Annotated in this window: 14 protein-coding genes; 4 read left to right on the forward strand and 10 right to left on the reverse strand. The window is 63.4% G+C overall.

Annotated elements, in window-relative coordinates:
• Window positions 1–10 precede the first annotated feature (10 nt).
• Together I6L37_RS04810 and I6L37_RS04815 are read right to left on the reverse strand one after the other, a co-directional pair.
• Window positions 11–178 (reverse strand): hypothetical protein, encoded by a 168-nt coding sequence (locus I6L37_RS04810; RefSeq protein WP_216993401.1) that lies wholly within the window; start codon window positions 176–178, stop codon window positions 11–13.
• Between the two features lie 112 nt (window positions 179–290).
• Entirely contained in the window at window positions 291–722 is a 432-nt protein-coding gene (locus tag I6L37_RS04815; protein ID WP_216993402.1) for a flagellar basal body-associated FliL family protein, read from the reverse strand.
• Between the two features lie 145 nt (window positions 723–867).
• Here I6L37_RS04815 and I6L37_RS04820 point away from each other — a divergent pair, with 145 nt between their 5' ends.
• Together I6L37_RS04820 and ubiA are read left to right on the forward strand one after the other, a co-directional pair.
• Window positions 868–1,404 carry a chorismate lyase gene (locus I6L37_RS04820; protein ID WP_042027235.1) on the forward strand — a complete coding sequence of 179 codons (537 nt, stop codon included), beginning with the start codon at window positions 868–870 and terminating at the stop codon, window positions 1,402–1,404.
• Window positions 1,401–2,270: a 4-hydroxybenzoate octaprenyltransferase gene (gene ubiA / locus I6L37_RS04825; protein WP_201982746.1), complete on the forward strand. Its 870-nt coding sequence runs from the start codon at window positions 1,401–1,403 to the stop codon at window positions 2,268–2,270. Before I6L37_RS04820 ends, ubiA begins: the two co-directional genes overlap by 4 nt.
• Before the next feature lie 58 nt (window positions 2,271–2,328).
• On the opposite strand, the gene plsB is transcribed toward ubiA, so the two are convergent.
• Window positions 2,329–4,752 carry a glycerol-3-phosphate 1-O-acyltransferase PlsB gene (plsB, locus tag I6L37_RS04830; protein ID WP_216993403.1) on the reverse strand — a complete coding sequence of 808 codons (2,424 nt, stop codon included), beginning with the start codon at window positions 4,750–4,752 and terminating at the stop codon, window positions 2,329–2,331.
• Window positions 4,753–4,957: 205 nt separating this feature from the next.
• Between plsB and lexA the strand changes: the two genes are divergently transcribed.
• Window positions 4,958–5,581: a transcriptional repressor LexA gene (lexA, locus tag I6L37_RS04835; RefSeq protein ID WP_042027239.1), complete on the forward strand. Its 624-nt coding sequence runs from the start codon at window positions 4,958–4,960 to the stop codon at window positions 5,579–5,581.
• 143 nt (window positions 5,582–5,724) lie between these two features.
• On the opposite strand, the gene I6L37_RS22175 is transcribed toward lexA, so the two are convergent.
• Complete coding sequence (locus tag I6L37_RS22175) at window positions 5,725–5,856, reverse strand: hypothetical protein (protein ID WP_268856164.1); 132 nt, start codon at window positions 5,854–5,856, stop codon at window positions 5,725–5,727.
• A gap of 170 nt (window positions 5,857–6,026) precedes the next feature.
• On the opposite strand from I6L37_RS22175, the gene I6L37_RS04840 reads away from it, so the two are divergent.
• Complete coding sequence (locus I6L37_RS04840; RefSeq protein ID WP_156130576.1) at window positions 6,027–6,239, forward strand: hypothetical protein; 213 nt, start codon at window positions 6,027–6,029, stop codon at window positions 6,237–6,239.
• Between the two features lie 60 nt (window positions 6,240–6,299).
• On the opposite strand, the gene mgtE is transcribed toward I6L37_RS04840, so the two are convergent.
• The 6 genes from mgtE to I6L37_RS04870 all read right to left on the reverse strand — a co-directional run bounded on the left by mgtE (window position 6,300) and on the right by I6L37_RS04870 (window position 14,412).
• Entirely contained in the window at window positions 6,300–7,724 is a 1,425-nt protein-coding gene (mgtE, locus tag I6L37_RS04845; protein ID WP_216993404.1) for a magnesium transporter, read from the reverse strand.
• Between the two features lie 146 nt (window positions 7,725–7,870).
• Entirely contained in the window at window positions 7,871–9,277 is a 1,407-nt protein-coding gene (gene cysG / locus I6L37_RS04850; RefSeq protein ID WP_216993405.1) for a siroheme synthase CysG, read from the reverse strand.
• Between the two features lie 12 nt (window positions 9,278–9,289).
• A complete protein-coding gene (gene nirC, locus I6L37_RS04855; protein ID WP_216993406.1) occupies window positions 9,290–10,102 on the reverse strand; it encodes a nitrite transporter NirC in 813 nt (270 codons plus the stop codon).
• Between the two features lie 57 nt (window positions 10,103–10,159).
• Window positions 10,160–10,477, reverse strand: a complete 318-nt coding sequence (nirD, locus tag I6L37_RS04860; RefSeq protein WP_182934228.1) for a nitrite reductase small subunit NirD — start codon at window positions 10,475–10,477, stop codon at window positions 10,160–10,162.
• Window positions 10,477–13,023 carry a nitrite reductase large subunit NirB gene (gene nirB / locus I6L37_RS04865; RefSeq protein WP_216993407.1) on the reverse strand — a complete coding sequence of 849 codons (2,547 nt, stop codon included), beginning with the start codon at window positions 13,021–13,023 and terminating at the stop codon, window positions 10,477–10,479. The genes nirD and nirB overlap by 1 nt, the downstream gene beginning before the upstream one ends.
• Before the next feature lie 300 nt (window positions 13,024–13,323).
• Window positions 13,324–14,412, reverse strand: a complete 1,089-nt coding sequence (locus tag I6L37_RS04870) for an ABC transporter permease (RefSeq protein ID WP_216993408.1) — start codon at window positions 14,410–14,412, stop codon at window positions 13,324–13,326.

Below are 14,412 nucleotides of genomic sequence, written 5' to 3' on the forward strand. Positions count from 1 at the left end.
GGATTTTTCCCTACTCCTCTTTTTTCAACCGCAGCGGCTGGCACAGATAACTCTTGTCGTTGGCGCTGCGGGCACACTTGCCGCAGACGAATTTGGGTTTGCGCACGATTTTGCGCAGCACCTTGAGATCCGCGGGGATCTCATGGCGACGCCACTCACACAGGGTCTTGCTGCCCATAACGACTACCTCTACGACTCGACGAGCGTATTGTAATCAATTTTCATTTCGAATAAACAGGCGCCGGACGCTTATTGGCCTGAATGCCAATAAGCGTCTGATCCGTGGGAAATTACTGATAGAGGAACTTGGTGAAGATCAGCTCGCGGACGGCTTTCTTGCCGGTCTCCTTGAGCAACAACTCGTTGACCTTGGTCTCGCACTCTTTGCGCAGTTCCTCGCGGCTGACCAGAGACTTGATCTGATCGGCGCTCTTGCTGCCCATCAGGCGAATGATGGCGTCGCGGATCAGGGGGTCATGCTGCTCCAGCAGCTTGAGGTCGGCCTCGTTTTCGGCCATCAACTCCACCGTGACCCTGACGTAGCCGAGGGTTTTGCCGTTGCTCAGGTAGTTGGTGATGATATCCGGATCGAGCGCATGGTAGGCAAATCCGGGTTTGGCGGCTCCCTCGGCCCCTTCGGCGGCGGGTTCTTCATCGGCAGCCCGTACCTGCAGGGCGCCCACGCTCAGCAACAACACCAGCAAAATTTTGAAGATCTTCATATAGATGGCTCATCGGCGGAAGATACACCATTTTTGATGCTGCCAAAGGGGGCGTCAAGCACGGATGTTCTTACATTTCGCTATTGATTTACGGATAATAAACCGGATTTTAACCTGAACACGGAAATCTCTGGATGGTGAAGCTGTGAAGTCCGAGTTGACTGTTCCCCTCACGCCGTTAACCGGGTGGTTGGCCCCCGACAGTTGCGAATTGCCGGCCAGCCTGCGTCCCTGGCTGCTGGAGCCCGGCTCCATGACCCGGCGTCTGCGCCAACACAATCGGCACTTCTCGGTCGAATGGCTGGGCAATCGCCCCGTCTCGTTGACCACCGATGAGCAGTGGCTGGTGGATGCTGCATCCCCTGCCGGGATCTGCCGGGAGGTGATCCTCCACGGCGATCTGGGCCCGGCCGTGCTGGGCTGGACCCTGCTGGCCGACGCGGCGCTGCAGGGCAGTGGGCTGGCCGAACTGGGGGAGCAACCCCTGGGGGAGCGGGTGTTTGGCAATGAGCCGGTGCGACGTGATCATCTGCAGCTGGCCCGTTTTGCCATTGCCGACAATCCCCGTTGCCCCGCCGCCATCGTCTGGGGACGTCGTTCCCGTCTGTTTCTGGGGCAGTGGCCATTGCTGGTTCACGAGCTGTTTCTGCCCTCTCTCGTCTGTGACAAGGAGCTGGAGTGAATCTGTTAACCAAGGAGCGGGGTCTGGCATATCTGCAGTTGGCCCGCATCGACAAGCCCATCGGCACCCTGTTGCTGCTGTGGCCGACTCTGTGGGCACTCTGGCTGGCGGCCGGCGGACTGCCAAACCTCTGGGTGCTGACGGTGTTTGTGGTCGGCGTGTTTCTGATGCGCTCGGCCGGCTGCGTCATCAACGACTATGCGGATCGCAACTTCGACGGTCACGTCAAACGCACCTCGGGGCGTCCCCTGCCGACCGGCAAGGTGGATCCCCGCGAGGCACTGGCGCTCTTCTTCGTGCTTGCCCTGATCTCGTTTGGCCTAGTACTGACCCTCAACTCCCTCACCATCGCCATGTCGTTCGTCGGCCTGCTGCTGGCGGTAAGCTATCCCTTCATGAAGCGGTTCATTCCGATCCCCCAGCTGGTGCTCGGCATGGCCTTCTCCTGGTCGATCCCCATGGCCTATGCGGCGCAGGCCAACGCACTGCCGGCCGTGGCCTGGCTGGTGTTTATCGCCAACCTGCTGTGGACCGTGGCCTACGATACCCAGTACGCCATGGTGGACAGGGACGATGACCTCAAGCTGGGGCTCAAGTCGAGCGCCATCCTGTTTGGCCGTCACGACAAGCGGATTATCGGCGTGCTGCAGCTGGCCACCCTGTTGATCCTGCTGCTGGTCGGCCAGCTGATGGCGCTGGGCAGCAGTTACTACTGGGGATTGCTGGGGGCCGCCGTGCTGTTCGTCTATCAGCAGCGGCTCATTCGCGAACGGCAGCGGGAGGCCTGCTTCCAGGCGTTCCTCAACAACAACTATGTGGGGGCTCTGGTGTTCGCCGGGCTGGTGCTCGACTACCTGCTGGGGTGACTACTCCCCGAGCAAAAAGAAGGCCGCATCATGCGGCCTTCTTCATTTGTAGTGAGGATCAGCGCTGGTTGCCGGCCCGGATGGTGCGGCGGATCTTGGTGCTCAGGAGCGGCACTATGTTGTCCGCCAGCGCCTGGAAGCGTCCCAGATCCGGTTTGCTCTCGGCGGAGAGGTAACCCTCCTTGCGCAGGGTGTGGATCAGGGTGCTGAACAGCTTCTGGTCGAAGAACTCGGGGGCGTTGATGCCGTGCAGGGTGCCGAGGCGCTCCGCCATCATCAGGCCGTCTGCCTCCAGCTGCTCTGCCTCTATGTAGGGTTGGGCCAGCACCCGGGTCAGCACGATGGCGTAGCGCTGCAGGGTCTCCTGGATGCTTTCGGCCAGCAGCAACAGGCGCATCTGGTTGCCCGGGTTGACCCAGTAGCCGCCGTCGCGTGCCTCGATCAACTGCTGGCGCTGCAGCTCGGCCAGCAGGGCATCGATAAGCTCCGGCAGCTCCTCCTCTTCGTAACGCAGGAACAGCTCGGTCTTGAGCAGCGGATAGATGTCGACGCAGCGAGCGATGATCTCGCCGCGGGAGATCCCCTCGCAGCGGTCGATCAGTGCCGCCACCAGGGAGGGCATGGCAAACAGGTGGAGGATGTTGTTGCGGTAGTAGGTCAGCAGGATCGCCTGGTAGCGATCCAGGCTGATGATCTGGCCCAGCTTGTCCTCGCTCACCTCGAACTTGTTGAGCTCCAGCGCCTGATCCAGCAGGGTGTCGGCATCCTCGTCCGGGATGGTGCTCTGGGCACTGTAGGGCACCGCCTTGAGCAGATCCAGATAAGTGTTGAGCTGGGCCTGCAACTCGTCACGGGTCAGGGCATGGCGCTCGGCGGCCAGCAGTGCCAGGGCGCTCAGGGTCAGGCCGTTGACGGCGGCGGCGCCGTTGATACGGGTCATCAGCAGATCGGCCAGGGTATTGACCGTGCCGGCCATCCATTCGGGGCGCTCCTCTTCCCCGATGTGATCCTTCCAGTCCGGAATATGCTCGCTCAGGTAGCTGTTGAGGGTGAGCGGCTCGCCGAAGTTGACGAAGCCGCGGCCGTAGTTGCGCAGCTTGCGCAGGATGCCGAGCACCTGCAGGAAGCTCTCCTTCTCCTTGCGGCTGCCCTTGAGCTCGTTGTGGTAGGTGTTCACCTCCATCACATGCTCGTAGCCGAGGTAGACGGGTACCAGGGTGACCGGGCGGTCAAGCCCGCGCATCATGGCCTGCAGGGTCATCGCCAGCATGCCGGTCTTGGGCGGCAGCAGGCGGCCGGTGCGCGAACGACCTCCCTCGGTGAAGAACTCCACCGAGTAGCCCTTGGCGAACAGCAGGTTCAGGTACTCGCGAAACACCGTGCTGTAGAGCGGGTTGCCCTTGAAGGTACGGCGGATGAAGAAGGCACCGCCGTGGCGGAAGATGGGGCCCGCCGGCCAGAAGTTGAGGTTGATGCCCGCCGCGATATGGGGCGGCACCATGCCCTGGTGATAGATGACATAGGAGAGCAGCAGGTAGTCCATGTGGCTGCGATGGCAGGGCACATAGACGATCTCGTGCCCTTCCTGGGCCAGCTGGCGCACCTTTTCGGCGCCGTTGACCGAGAGGCCGCGATAGAGCTTGTGCCACAGCCAGCCGAGGAAGCTCTCGCCGAGGCGGATCAGCCGGTAGGAGAAGTCGGAGGCGATCTCGTCCATGTAGCTGTGGGCGCGTTTCTGCGCTTTCTCCAGGCTGATGTTCTCCCGCTGCGCCTCTTCGGCGATGGCCTGCTGGATCACGCTCGAATCCAGCAGCTGCTTGAACAGCAGGTTGCGGTTCGGCAGTTTCGGTCCGGTGGCCGCCAGCTGCTGGCGGCTGAAGTGGGTACGGGCGACCCGCGCCAGCTTGTGGGCGATGGCCTCGTCGGTACCGTGTTTGTCTGCCATGTAGCGCAGGGAGAGGGGCGGGGAGAAGCGCACCAGGTTCTCGCGACCCTTGAGGATCACGATGAGCGCCTTCTTCAGCCGGTTCGGCGCCAAGCTGCTGATGATGTTGAGGCCGGAGGCCTCTTCCCCTTCCCGGCCCGGGGCGCGGCCCCAGAACAGGGTGACGGGTACCACCTGGATATCCAGCGCCGGATCCTGCTTGTGCAGATCCAGCAGCTGGTGGAACTCCTGCAGGAAGGGAAGCGGCTTGCTGCGCTTGCCGAACAGGGGAGGCGGACGATCCAGACAGACATAGCGCGGCAGCAGCTGGCCGTTCAGTTCCAGCGGCGTGAAGGGGCCGGGCAGACCGAGATCCTCGCAGCATTGCTGCAGGGTCATCAGGTCGGTGATCGAGCTGGTTTTCAGGGCATAGACGATGGGTCTGGCCGGATCCAGTTTGAGTTCTGTGATGGGATTTTCCGGCAGGCTTTTGTGATTGACCAAGCCGCTGACCGGCCATTGCAAGATGGCTCTGGAAATCTTCTGTCCTGGGGACATGTGCGTCTGCTCTCCAAAAAAATGCGGCGTGAGCATAGCAAATCACCGGCCCCTTGTCGCCGAGAGGTACGATGAGTTCAGTCGTGCGGGATCAAAACAGGGTGAAATTGCCGGTTGGTCGCGACAAATGTCAGCTGCGCCTTGCCTTGGCCACTGCACTGTATATACTGCCAGTGTGCTGTATAAAAAGACAGGTGCCAATTCTATGAAACCCCTTACCCCCCGCCAGGCCGAAGTGCTGGAGCTGATCAAGGTGAACATGAACGAGACCGGCATGCCGCCGACTCGCGCCGAGATTGCCCAGAAGCTTGGTTTCAAGTCGGCCAATGCGGCCGAGGAACATCTGAAGGCCCTGGCCAAAAAAGGGGTCATCGAGATCATGCCGGGCACGTCCCGCGGCATCCGTCTGCTGCTCGAAGAGGAAGAGGCGCTGGAAGAGAGCGGCCTGCCGCTGATCGGCAAGGTGGCTGCCGGTGAACCCATCCTGGCCCAGGAGCATATCGAGAGCCATTATCAGGTCGATCCCGCCCTGTTCCACCCGCGCGCCGACTTCCTGCTGCGGGTGCAGGGGATGAGCATGAAGAACATCGGCATCCTGGATGGTGACCTGCTGGCGGTGCACAAGACCCAGGAGGTGCGCAACGGCCAGGTGGTGGTGGCGCGGCTTGACGAGGATGTCACCGTCAAACGCTTCCAGCGCAAGGGCAGTCAGGTGTGGCTGCTGCCGGAGAACGAAGAGCTCTCCCCCATCGAAGTGGATCTCGCCAGCCAGCATCTCACCATCGAGGGGCTGGCGGTCGGGGTGATCCGCAACGCCGACTGGATGTAATCTCCTCTCTCGCCACACGGCCTCCTTCGGGAGGCCGTGTCGTTTCTGCGCCTCTTTCCTGCCAATTCAAGCAGATCCTGAACCTCGCCCTTTTTGTCCCCCGCGCCAGCCCGCAAACCGCCCGTTTCGGATATATGCTCAGATCAGGGCCAGACCGCCAGGGTCTGGCTGCTCCGCCCCACGGGGCGAGCGCCGCACAATGACAACCGCAAGCAGACCTTCACGGGATAGAAGGGGAGTGTCGCAGGGCCGGCCGGCACATAGGCCAGGGTCATCCTGATCTCACTCGAAGCAAGGCAGGACGTTGCCAAGGGATGAGTCGACGTACCTGAGTGACCTGTCAGTCAAGGAGGAGTGGCATATGGCATCGAACACGCCATGGGATTCGAAGCGCTGCGTACCGGCGCCTGAATCCTCCATCACCCGTTTTATCAAGGGAAACCGGATGACTTGGTTTTACGGACTCTGGCTTCATCACAAGGGGCCGCACTGGGCGCTCTGGCTCGGCTGCCCGAAGGAGAAAGTAGTGCGCCTGGTGCTGTTGTTCAAGCGGGGTCATGGTGCCCAGGCTGTCGACAGCGTCCGGCTGGCCCCGGTGGTGCCCATCGGTCGTGCCCTCGGCAAGGGGTGGCAGCAGGGGCGTAACGCCAGACCCTGAGCTGCGCCTGTCGCAGAAGTCGAGCATGACAAAGAAGGGAGCCGCCGGCTCCCTTCTTGTTTACAGCAGGAACAGGGTGGCCAGCCCCAGAAAGATGAAGAAGCCGCCGGTGTCGGTGATGGCGGTGATCATCACGCTGGCCCCCACCGCCGGATCGCGCCCCAGCCGGCTCATGGTCATGGGGATGATGACCCCCATCAGCGCCGCCACCAGCAGGTTGAGCACCATGGCGAGCGTCATCACGGCGCCCAGCGCCGCATCCTGATAGAGCAGGAAGGTGACGACTCCCATGATGCCGCCCCACACCAGACCGTTGATGAAGGCCACCCCCAGCTCCCGCAACAGCAGGAAGGAGAGGTTGCCCGCCTGAATGTGCTGCAGCGCCAGCGCCCGCACTATCATGGTGATGGTCTGGTTGCCTGTGTTGCCGCCGATCCCGGCGACGATGGGCATCAGGGCCGCCAGCGCCACCAGTTGCGAGATGGTGTGCTCGAACAGGCCGATCACCCGCGACGCCACGAAGGCGGTGCAGAGGTTGAGGGCGAGCCAGGCCCAGCGGGTCTTCACCGCCTTGGCGACCGGTGCGAACACATCCTCCTCCTCGCTGATCCCCCCCATGCGGCGCAGATCGGTGTCGCTCTCTTCATAGACCACATCCACGATCTCCTCGACGGTGAGGCGGCCCATCAGCTTGCCCTTGGCATCCACCACGGCGGCAGAAAGCAGGTCATCCCGCTCGAAGGTACGGGCCGCCGCCTCGTCGTTGTCTTCGGGATCAAAGGTGATGGGATCCTGTTCCATCACCTCGCTCACCAAGGTGGCTGGTTTGTGCAGCAGCACAGTGGTGAGGGCCAGTTCGCCGAGCAGGTGGTTTCGCCTGTCGATGACAAACAGCTTGTCGGTGTTGGCGGGGATCTTGCCCCGCAGCCGCAGGAAACGTTGCACGGTGGCGAGGTTCACGTCGGGGCGCACCGTGATGAGCTCGAAGTCCATCATGGCGCCGACCGTGTGCTTGCCGTAGCGGATCACCTCGCGCACCCGATCCCGATCGACGGGCGCCATGGAGGTGAGCAGCCGCCCCATCAGGTTGCGCGGCAGGTACTGGCCCAGATAGATCTGATCGTCGATGTCGAGGGAGCGCAGGGCATGCAGCAGCTCGCGGTCGCTCATGCCGCTGATGAGGCTCTCCCACACCGTCTCCGATGCCTCGACCAGCACCTGGCCGCGTTTGTCTTCGCTCACCAGATGCCAGAGGGCGTGGCGTTCATCGGGAGGCAGGGATTCGAGGGCATCGGCGATGTCGGCGGCGGGCAGGCCGTTGACCAGCCCGCTCAGCTGGCTGGTCTGGTCGCGCTGACCCGCATCCTGTTCAAGCTGGGGGTCGATCAGACTGTCGGTGAGGGCATCGTCGCCCAGCAGCAGGGTGAGAATGCGGGATCTGTCTTCCGCGCGCTGCTTGGCGCTGTTTTTGAGGGGCAGAGACATGAAAAAATTCCTGAGCTGGTGGCCGATAGGCCGAATGCCCATAGGATACCAGACTTAAAACAACAGGTTATGACCGGGATTCGGTGATGGCTGGATAAAAATGAGGCCACCTTGCGGTGGCCTCATGACTCACATGCCAAGACCGCTCAGGCGAGGGCCTGGCGGGAGAGGGCGTGTTGGCCTTGTCCAAACCAGGCAAGTTGCTCGGCCAGGGTCACCACGGAGCCCACCATGATAAGGGCCGGGCTTTCGACGCCGATGGCGAGCGTGGGCAACTGGTCAAGGGTGCCGCGAATGACCCGCTGGCTCGGCTGGGTGCCGCGCTCGATCAGCGCCACCGGGGTGTCGCCCCCCTTGCCGTGGGCCAGCAGCTGCTCGCGGATGGTGGCGCAGGATGAAAGCCCCATGTAGAACACCAGGGTCTGCCTGTCTTTTGCCAGCAATGGCCAGTCGAGATCCTGGGCACCCTCCTTGCCGTGGGCGGTGACGAAGCGCACGCTCTGGGCATGGTCGCGGTGGGTGAGGGGAATGCCGGCATAGGCGGCGCAGCCGCTGGCCGCCGTGATCCCCGGTACCACCTGAAAGCCAATGCCAGTACCAACAAGCGTCTCCAGCTCCTCGCCGCCACGGCCGAAGATGAAGGGGTCGCCCCCCTTCAGCCGCACCACCCGCTGCCCCTTCTTCGCCTCCTCCAGCAGGAGCTGGTTGATCCCCTCCTGAGGTACACAGTGGTTGCCTGCCTGCTTGCCGACGAAGATGCGCTTGGCGTCGCGGCGCACCAGCGCCATCACCTCGTCGGAGACCAGGCGGTCATAGACCACCACGTCCGCCTGCTGCATCTGGCGCAGAGCGTGCAGGGTGAGCAGGCCCGGATCGCCGGGGCCGGCACCGACCAGCACCACCTCGCCACCGGTCTGGCTTTCATCGGCAAACAGGGTATCGGCCAGCTGATTGGCACAGGCGTGATCGCCGCGGGCCAGCGCCTGCCCGAGGCGATCCGCCCCCAGCAGCCGCTCCCAGAAGCGGCGCCGCTCCCCCATGCTGGCGAAGCGCGCCTTGACCCGATCCCGCAGGCTGCCGGCAAAGGCCGCCACGGCGCCCAGGTGCTGGGGCAGCATGGCTTCGAGTTTCTCCCGCAGCAGCCGGGCCAGCACCGGGGCCTTGCCGCCGGAGGAGATGGCCACCATCAGCGGCGAGCGGTCGATGATGGACGGCATGATGAAGCTGGAGCGCTTGGGGTCATCCACCACGTTGGCAAAGATCCGCGCCTGGTTGGCGCTCTGGTAGACCAGGGCGTTCACCTCGCGCCGATCGGTGGCGGCCACCACCAGCCACTTGCCCGTCAGGTGTGCCGGTGCGAATTCACCGGCCAGCCACTCGATGCTCTCGTTGGCGGCCAGTTCCGCCAGCTCGGAGTCGAGCTCGGGCGCCACCACGGTGAGGCGGGCGCTGGCATCCAGCAGCAGGCGCGCCTTGCGCAGCGCGACCTCGCCGCCGCCGACCAGCAGCACGGGTTTGTTGTCGAGTCGGCAAAAGATGGGCAAGTAGTCCATGGGGCCTCCGGATCAGGCGGTTTGGGTCTGGCTGGCGGTGCTGGCGGCGTCGCTCACCGCGACCGGGCGCTCAGCCTTGGGGGTGGCATACCAGTAGCCGAGGCCCATGAAGAGGGCGCCGGAGACGGTGTTGCCCAGGGTTACCCACAGCAGGTTGTGGCCGATGCCGCCCAGGGTGTAGGCCTCGGAGTGGGCGCCGAACCAGGAGAGGGCGAACAGGGTCATGTTGGCGACCGAGTGCTCGTAGCCGGAGGCGATAAAGGCCAGCAGGCACCACCAGATGGCGATGAAGCGGGCGGCACCCTCGGTGCGCAGCGCCATCCAGATGGCGAGGCAGACCAGCCAGTTGCAGAGGATGCCCTTCATGAACAGGGTCAGGGCCGGTGCCTGGGTCTTGGCCAGCGCCACCTTGTGCGCCAGGCTGCCCGCATCCGGCAGCAGGCTGCCGCCGTAGGAGTAGATGAGCGCCACCGCGATGGAGCCGAGCAGGTTGCCCGCCCAGGTCTGCGGCAGGATGCGCAGCAGGTCACCCATGGTGATCTTGCCCGTCTTCACCCCGAAGGTGAGGAACATGGTGTGACCGGTGTAGAGCTCGGAGCCGGCGATGATCACCAGGGTCAGGGCGATGCCGAAGGTGGCCCCCATCACCAGCGGTCGCACGGTGGGCTCCACCAGGTTGCCGAGGGTGAAGATGAGGATGATGCCAAGGCCCACATAGGCCCCCGCCATGGCGGAGCTGAGCCAGAAGCCGAGCTTGTCGCTGCGCTCGAAGCGGTTGATGCGGGCCGCGTTGGCGGCGCACTTGTTGATCGTTTCCGTGTACATCTTTTGAGTCCTTGAAAGGGCTGCCCTCAGGCAGCCCGAAAGAGAGTGAAATCGGGTTTAGACGGCGACCCAGACCTGCTGGTCGCGCACTTCGACGGGATAGCTCTGTACCGACATGGCCGGGTTGTCGAAACAGTGGCCATCGCTCAGGCGAAAACGCTGCTTTTTGAGGGGGCTGGCCACCCAGAGCTCGCCGTCGTGTTCACAGATAAGGCCTCGTGACAGCACGTTGGCGGCGAAGAAGGGATCCCGGTTGTCGATAGCGAACACCTCGGCCGCAGCACTTGGGCGGAACAGGGCGATCTGGCGACCTTCCAGCAGGGCACATACACCGGTGCCAGGGAGTATGTCATTGAGTTGGCAGGCTAATTTCATCATTTTGTCTCCACCTCGATCTGGTAGACGGGGATGCGCTCGGCCGGGGTCGCCGGTCTGTGCTGGTCACGCTCGCTGACGAACTGGACGTCCGGGTCGCGCTTGTCGCTGTTGATGAAGTGGCTGAAGCGCTGCAACGCCTGCTCTTCGTTGAGGGTGCGCGACCATTCGCACTCGTAGCTGTCGATCAGGGTCTGGATATCGCGCTCCAGGGTGTCGGCCAGCCCCAGCTTGTCGTCGACGATCACCTCGCGCAGGTAGTCGACGCCCCCTTCCAGGTTGCCGAGCCAGACCGAGGTGCGCTGCAGTTTGTCGGCGCTGGTGACGTAGAACATCATAAAGCGGTCGATCAGCTTGATCAGGCTCTCGCGGTCGAGGTCCGAGGCCAGCAGATCGGCGTGGCGCGGCTTCATGCCGCCGTTGCCGCCCACATAGAGGTTCCAGCCCGCGTCGGTGGCGATGATGCCGACATCCTTGCCCTGCGCTTCCGCACATTCACGGGTACAGCCGGAGACACCGAACTTCATCTTGTGCGGGGTGCGAATGCCCTTGTAGCGGTTCTCGAGGAAGACCCCGAGGCCGACGCTGTCCTGTACGCCGAAGCGGCACCAGGTGCTGCCGACACAGGTCTTGGCCATGCGCAGCGCCTTGGCGTAGGCCTGACCGGTCTCGAAACCCGCCGCCAGCAGTTTGCGCCAGATGGCGGGCAGATCATCCTTCTGGGCCCCGAACAGGCCGATGCGCTGGGCGCCGGTGATCTTGGTGTAGAGCTTGTAGTCGCGGGCCACTTCGGCCACCGCCAGCAGGCCTTCCGGGGTCACCTCGCCACCGGCCATGCGCGGGATGACGGAGTAGGTGCCGTCCTTTTGCATGTTGCCGAGGAAGATGTCGTTGGTGTCCTGCAGAGGTGTGTTGAGCGGGCTCAGCACATAGTCGTTCCAGCATGAGGCGAGGATGGAGCCGACCGTCGGTTTGCACACCTCGCAGCCATAGCCGTGGCCGTGCCTGGCCAGCAGCTCGTCGAAGCTCTTGATCCCCTCCACCTTGACCAGATGGAACAGCTCCTGGCGGGAGTGGGGGAAGTGGGCGCAGAGGTGGTTGTTGACCTCGATGCCCTGCTTCACCAGCTCGGCGTTGAGCACCTGGCTGATAAGGGGCACGCAGCCGCCGCAGCCGGTACCGGCCTTGGTGTGCTGCTTGATGGCGGCCAGGGTGGTGTGACCCTCGGCGACGGCCTGGGCGATGTCGCCCTTGGAGACGTCGAAGCAGGAGCAGATCTGGGCGCTTTCCGGCAGGGCATCCACCCCCAGGGTCGGCTTGGCACCGGCGTAGGCGGGCAGGATCAGGGTGTCCGGGTGGCTTGGCAGCGGCAGGGCGTTGAGCATCATCTGCAGCAGGTTGCCGTAATCCTCCACGTCACCCACCAGCACGGCGCCGAGCAATCGGCTGTTGTCCTCGCTCACCACTATCTTCTTGTAGACGCCGGCCTGGTCGTCCTGGAACACATAGCTGTGGCTGCCCGGGGTGCGGCCGTGGGCATCACCGATGGAGCCGACGGAGACGCCGAGCAGCTTGAGCTTGGCGCTCATGTCAGCCCCTTCGAAGCGACTGTCGCCGCCCAGCAGATGGTCGACGGTGATCTGGGCCATCTTGTAGCCCGGCGCCACCAGCCCGAAGAAGCGACCCTGCCAGGCGGCACACTCGCCGATGGCATAGATGTCGGGGTCGGAGGTGAGGCAGTGATCGTCGATGACGATACCACCGCGCTCGGCGATGGCCAGATCGCCGTAGCGACCGAGGGTGTCTTGTGGGCGGATGCCGGTAGAGAAGACCATCACGTCCACTTCCAGCTGGCTGCCGTCGGCAAAGGCGAGGCGGTGTTTCGCCTGCTCACCGCCATGCATCAGGATCTCGCTGGTGCTCTTGCTGGTGTGCACCTGCACGCCCATGGATTCAATCTTGCGGCGCAGCAGCTGGCCGCCCTGACCGTCGAGCTGCTCGGCCATCAGCACAGGGGCAAACTCCACCACATGGGTCTCGAGACCCAATGCCTTGAGGGCACCGGCCGCTTCGAGGCCAAGCAGGCCGCCCCCGATCACCACACCGCTCCTGCCGCTCTTGGCGGCGTTGCGGATGGCTTTGAGATCCTCGATGGTGCGATAGACGAAGCACTCGTGGTGCTGGCTGCCCTGAATGGGCGGTACCCAGGGATAGGATCCGGTGGCCAGCACCAGCTTGTCGTAACCGACCACTGTGCCCTTGTTGGAGTGCACTTCACGGGCCGTTTTGTCGATTTTTTTCACCGCCTCGCCGAGCAGCAGGCGGATGCCGTGCTTGTCGTAGAAACCGGGTTTGACGAGGGAGAGATCTTCGCTGGTGTGGTGGGAAAAGTAGGAGGAGAGATGGACGCGATCGTAGGCGGGACGGGGTTCTGCACCGAAGACGGTGATCTCGTACCGGCCCGGGTCGGCCCGTTCGATCAGCTCTTCGATGAAGCGGTGCCCCACCATGCCGTTGCCGACAACGACCAGTCTGACTTTGCTCATAATTGCCTCTAGTTTGGAGTAATAAAACGACATTCTGAGGCTAGGCTACCCAGTCGGAGGGAGCGGACAATTGATGCAAATCAAGTGTCCATTTATATATCTCGTCAGGGGTAATTGGAGAAAATTCAATCATATACATAAATAGGTATATGGATGGAGCATTCAGACCATGCTTCGGCACAGCCTGAAAGGGGTGTGTTGGGAATATCTATCTGACGAAAAAGATAAAAATTTTGTGTTCGACGGGCAGGGGCGGCACTCTGCGTCAGGACCCCTTGAGTGAGGGATTGTGGGACCTGCTCACGCGATATGGCGACGGAACAGGGCGAGTGCCAGGGAGAGGCTGACGCCGCCGATGGCGATGAGCGGCCACAGGAGCGGCCAGGCCGCCGACCAGCCGAGCCCCTTCAGGAAGACCCCCTTGAGCAGCACGATGAAGTGGGTCAGGGGATCGATGGCGGCGAGCCACTGGAACACTTGCGGCATGTTCTCCACCGGCGAGACATAGCCCGAGAGGATCACCGCCGGCACCATGAAGCAGAAGACCCCGAGAAACGCCTGCTGCTGGGTCGAACAGAGCGACGAGATGAAGAGCCCGATGCCGGCCAGCGCCAGGCCGTAGCAGATCATGCCGGCCAGCAGCAGGGTCAGGCTGCCGGAAAACGGCACCGCGTAGACGAAGCGGGCCGCCAGCGCGACGATTGTGCCCTGTCCTACCGCTACCAGGATGCCGGGCACCGCCTTGCCCGCCATGATCCAGCCCGGGGTGAGGGGGGAGACCAGCAGCTGGTCGAAGGTGCCCTCTTCCCGTTCGCGCGCCACCGACAGGGCGGTGACGATGAGGCAGCCGATGGTGGTGATGATGGCCACCAGGGAGGGGAGCACGTGCCAGCGAAACTCGATGTTGGGGTTGTAGAGGTGGCGCACCAGCAGTTCGGGTGCGCCGCGCCCCTCGCTCTGCCAGCGGGCGATCACCTGGCTGATGTAGCCCGCCGCCACCTGGCCGCCGTTGGAGCGGCGCCCGTCGACGATGAGCTGCAGCGGCGCGCTCTGCCCACGTGCCAGCCGGCGCGAGAAGTCGGGGGGGATGACCAGCGCCAGCAGGGCCTGCTGCTCGGTGATCGCCGCCGTCACGCCGGCATCGCCCGCTACCGGCAGCACTGTGGTGAAGGCGGGCATATGGGTCAGGCGCTCCAGCAGCTCGCGGCTCTCGGCGCCGCCGTCCTGGTTGTAGACGGCCAGCGTGTTGCCGGTCACCTCCAGGGTGGCGGCGAACGGGAACAGGGCGGTCTGCAGCAGCACCGGCATGATCAGCAGGAAGCGCCCCTGGGTGTTGCCCAGCAGGATCGAGAGCTCTTTTCGCACCAGCCACCAGAGTCGAGTCAGCAT

Origin of the sequence: Aeromonas sp. FDAARGOS 1407 (assembly GCF_019048725.1) — a bacterium.
GTDB lineage: Bacteria > Pseudomonadota > Gammaproteobacteria > Enterobacterales > Aeromonadaceae > Aeromonas > Aeromonas enteropelogenes.

Coding starts and splice junctions, on each gene's coding strand:
- I6L37_RS22175 (WP_268856164.1), bottom strand. CDS start 5,856: ATGACCCTGGCCTATGTGCCGGCCGGCCCTGCGACACTCCCCTTCTAT.
- lexA (WP_042027239.1), top strand. CDS start 4,958: ATGAAACCCCTTACCCCCCGCCAGGCCGAAGTGCTGGAGCTGATCAAG.
- plsB (WP_216993403.1), bottom strand. CDS start 4,752: ATGTCCCCAGGACAGAAGATTTCCAGAGCCATCTTGCAATGGCCGGTC.
- mgtE (WP_216993404.1), bottom strand. CDS start 7,724: ATGTCTCTGCCCCTCAAAAACAGCGCCAAGCAGCGCGCGGAAGACAGA.
- I6L37_RS04815 (WP_216993402.1), bottom strand. CDS start 722: ATGAAGATCTTCAAAATTTTGCTGGTGTTGTTGCTGAGCGTGGGCGCC.
- cysG (WP_216993405.1), bottom strand. CDS start 9,277: ATGGACTACTTGCCCATCTTTTGCCGACTCGACAACAAACCCGTGCTG.
- nirB (WP_216993407.1), bottom strand. CDS start 13,023: ATGAGCAAAGTCAGACTGGTCGTTGTCGGCAACGGCATGGTGGGGCAC.
- I6L37_RS04810 (WP_216993401.1), bottom strand. CDS start 178: ATGGGCAGCAAGACCCTGTGTGAGTGGCGTCGCCATGAGATCCCCGCG.
- I6L37_RS04840 (WP_156130576.1), top strand. CDS start 6,027: ATGACTTGGTTTTACGGACTCTGGCTTCATCACAAGGGGCCGCACTGG.
- nirD (WP_182934228.1), bottom strand. CDS start 10,477: ATGAAATTAGCCTGCCAACTCAATGACATACTCCCTGGCACCGGTGTA.
- I6L37_RS04870 (WP_216993408.1), bottom strand. CDS start 14,412: ATGCTGACTCGACTCTGGTGGCTGGTGCGAAAAGAGCTCTCGATCCTG.
- nirC (WP_216993406.1), bottom strand. CDS start 10,102: ATGTACACGGAAACGATCAACAAGTGCGCCGCCAACGCGGCCCGCATC.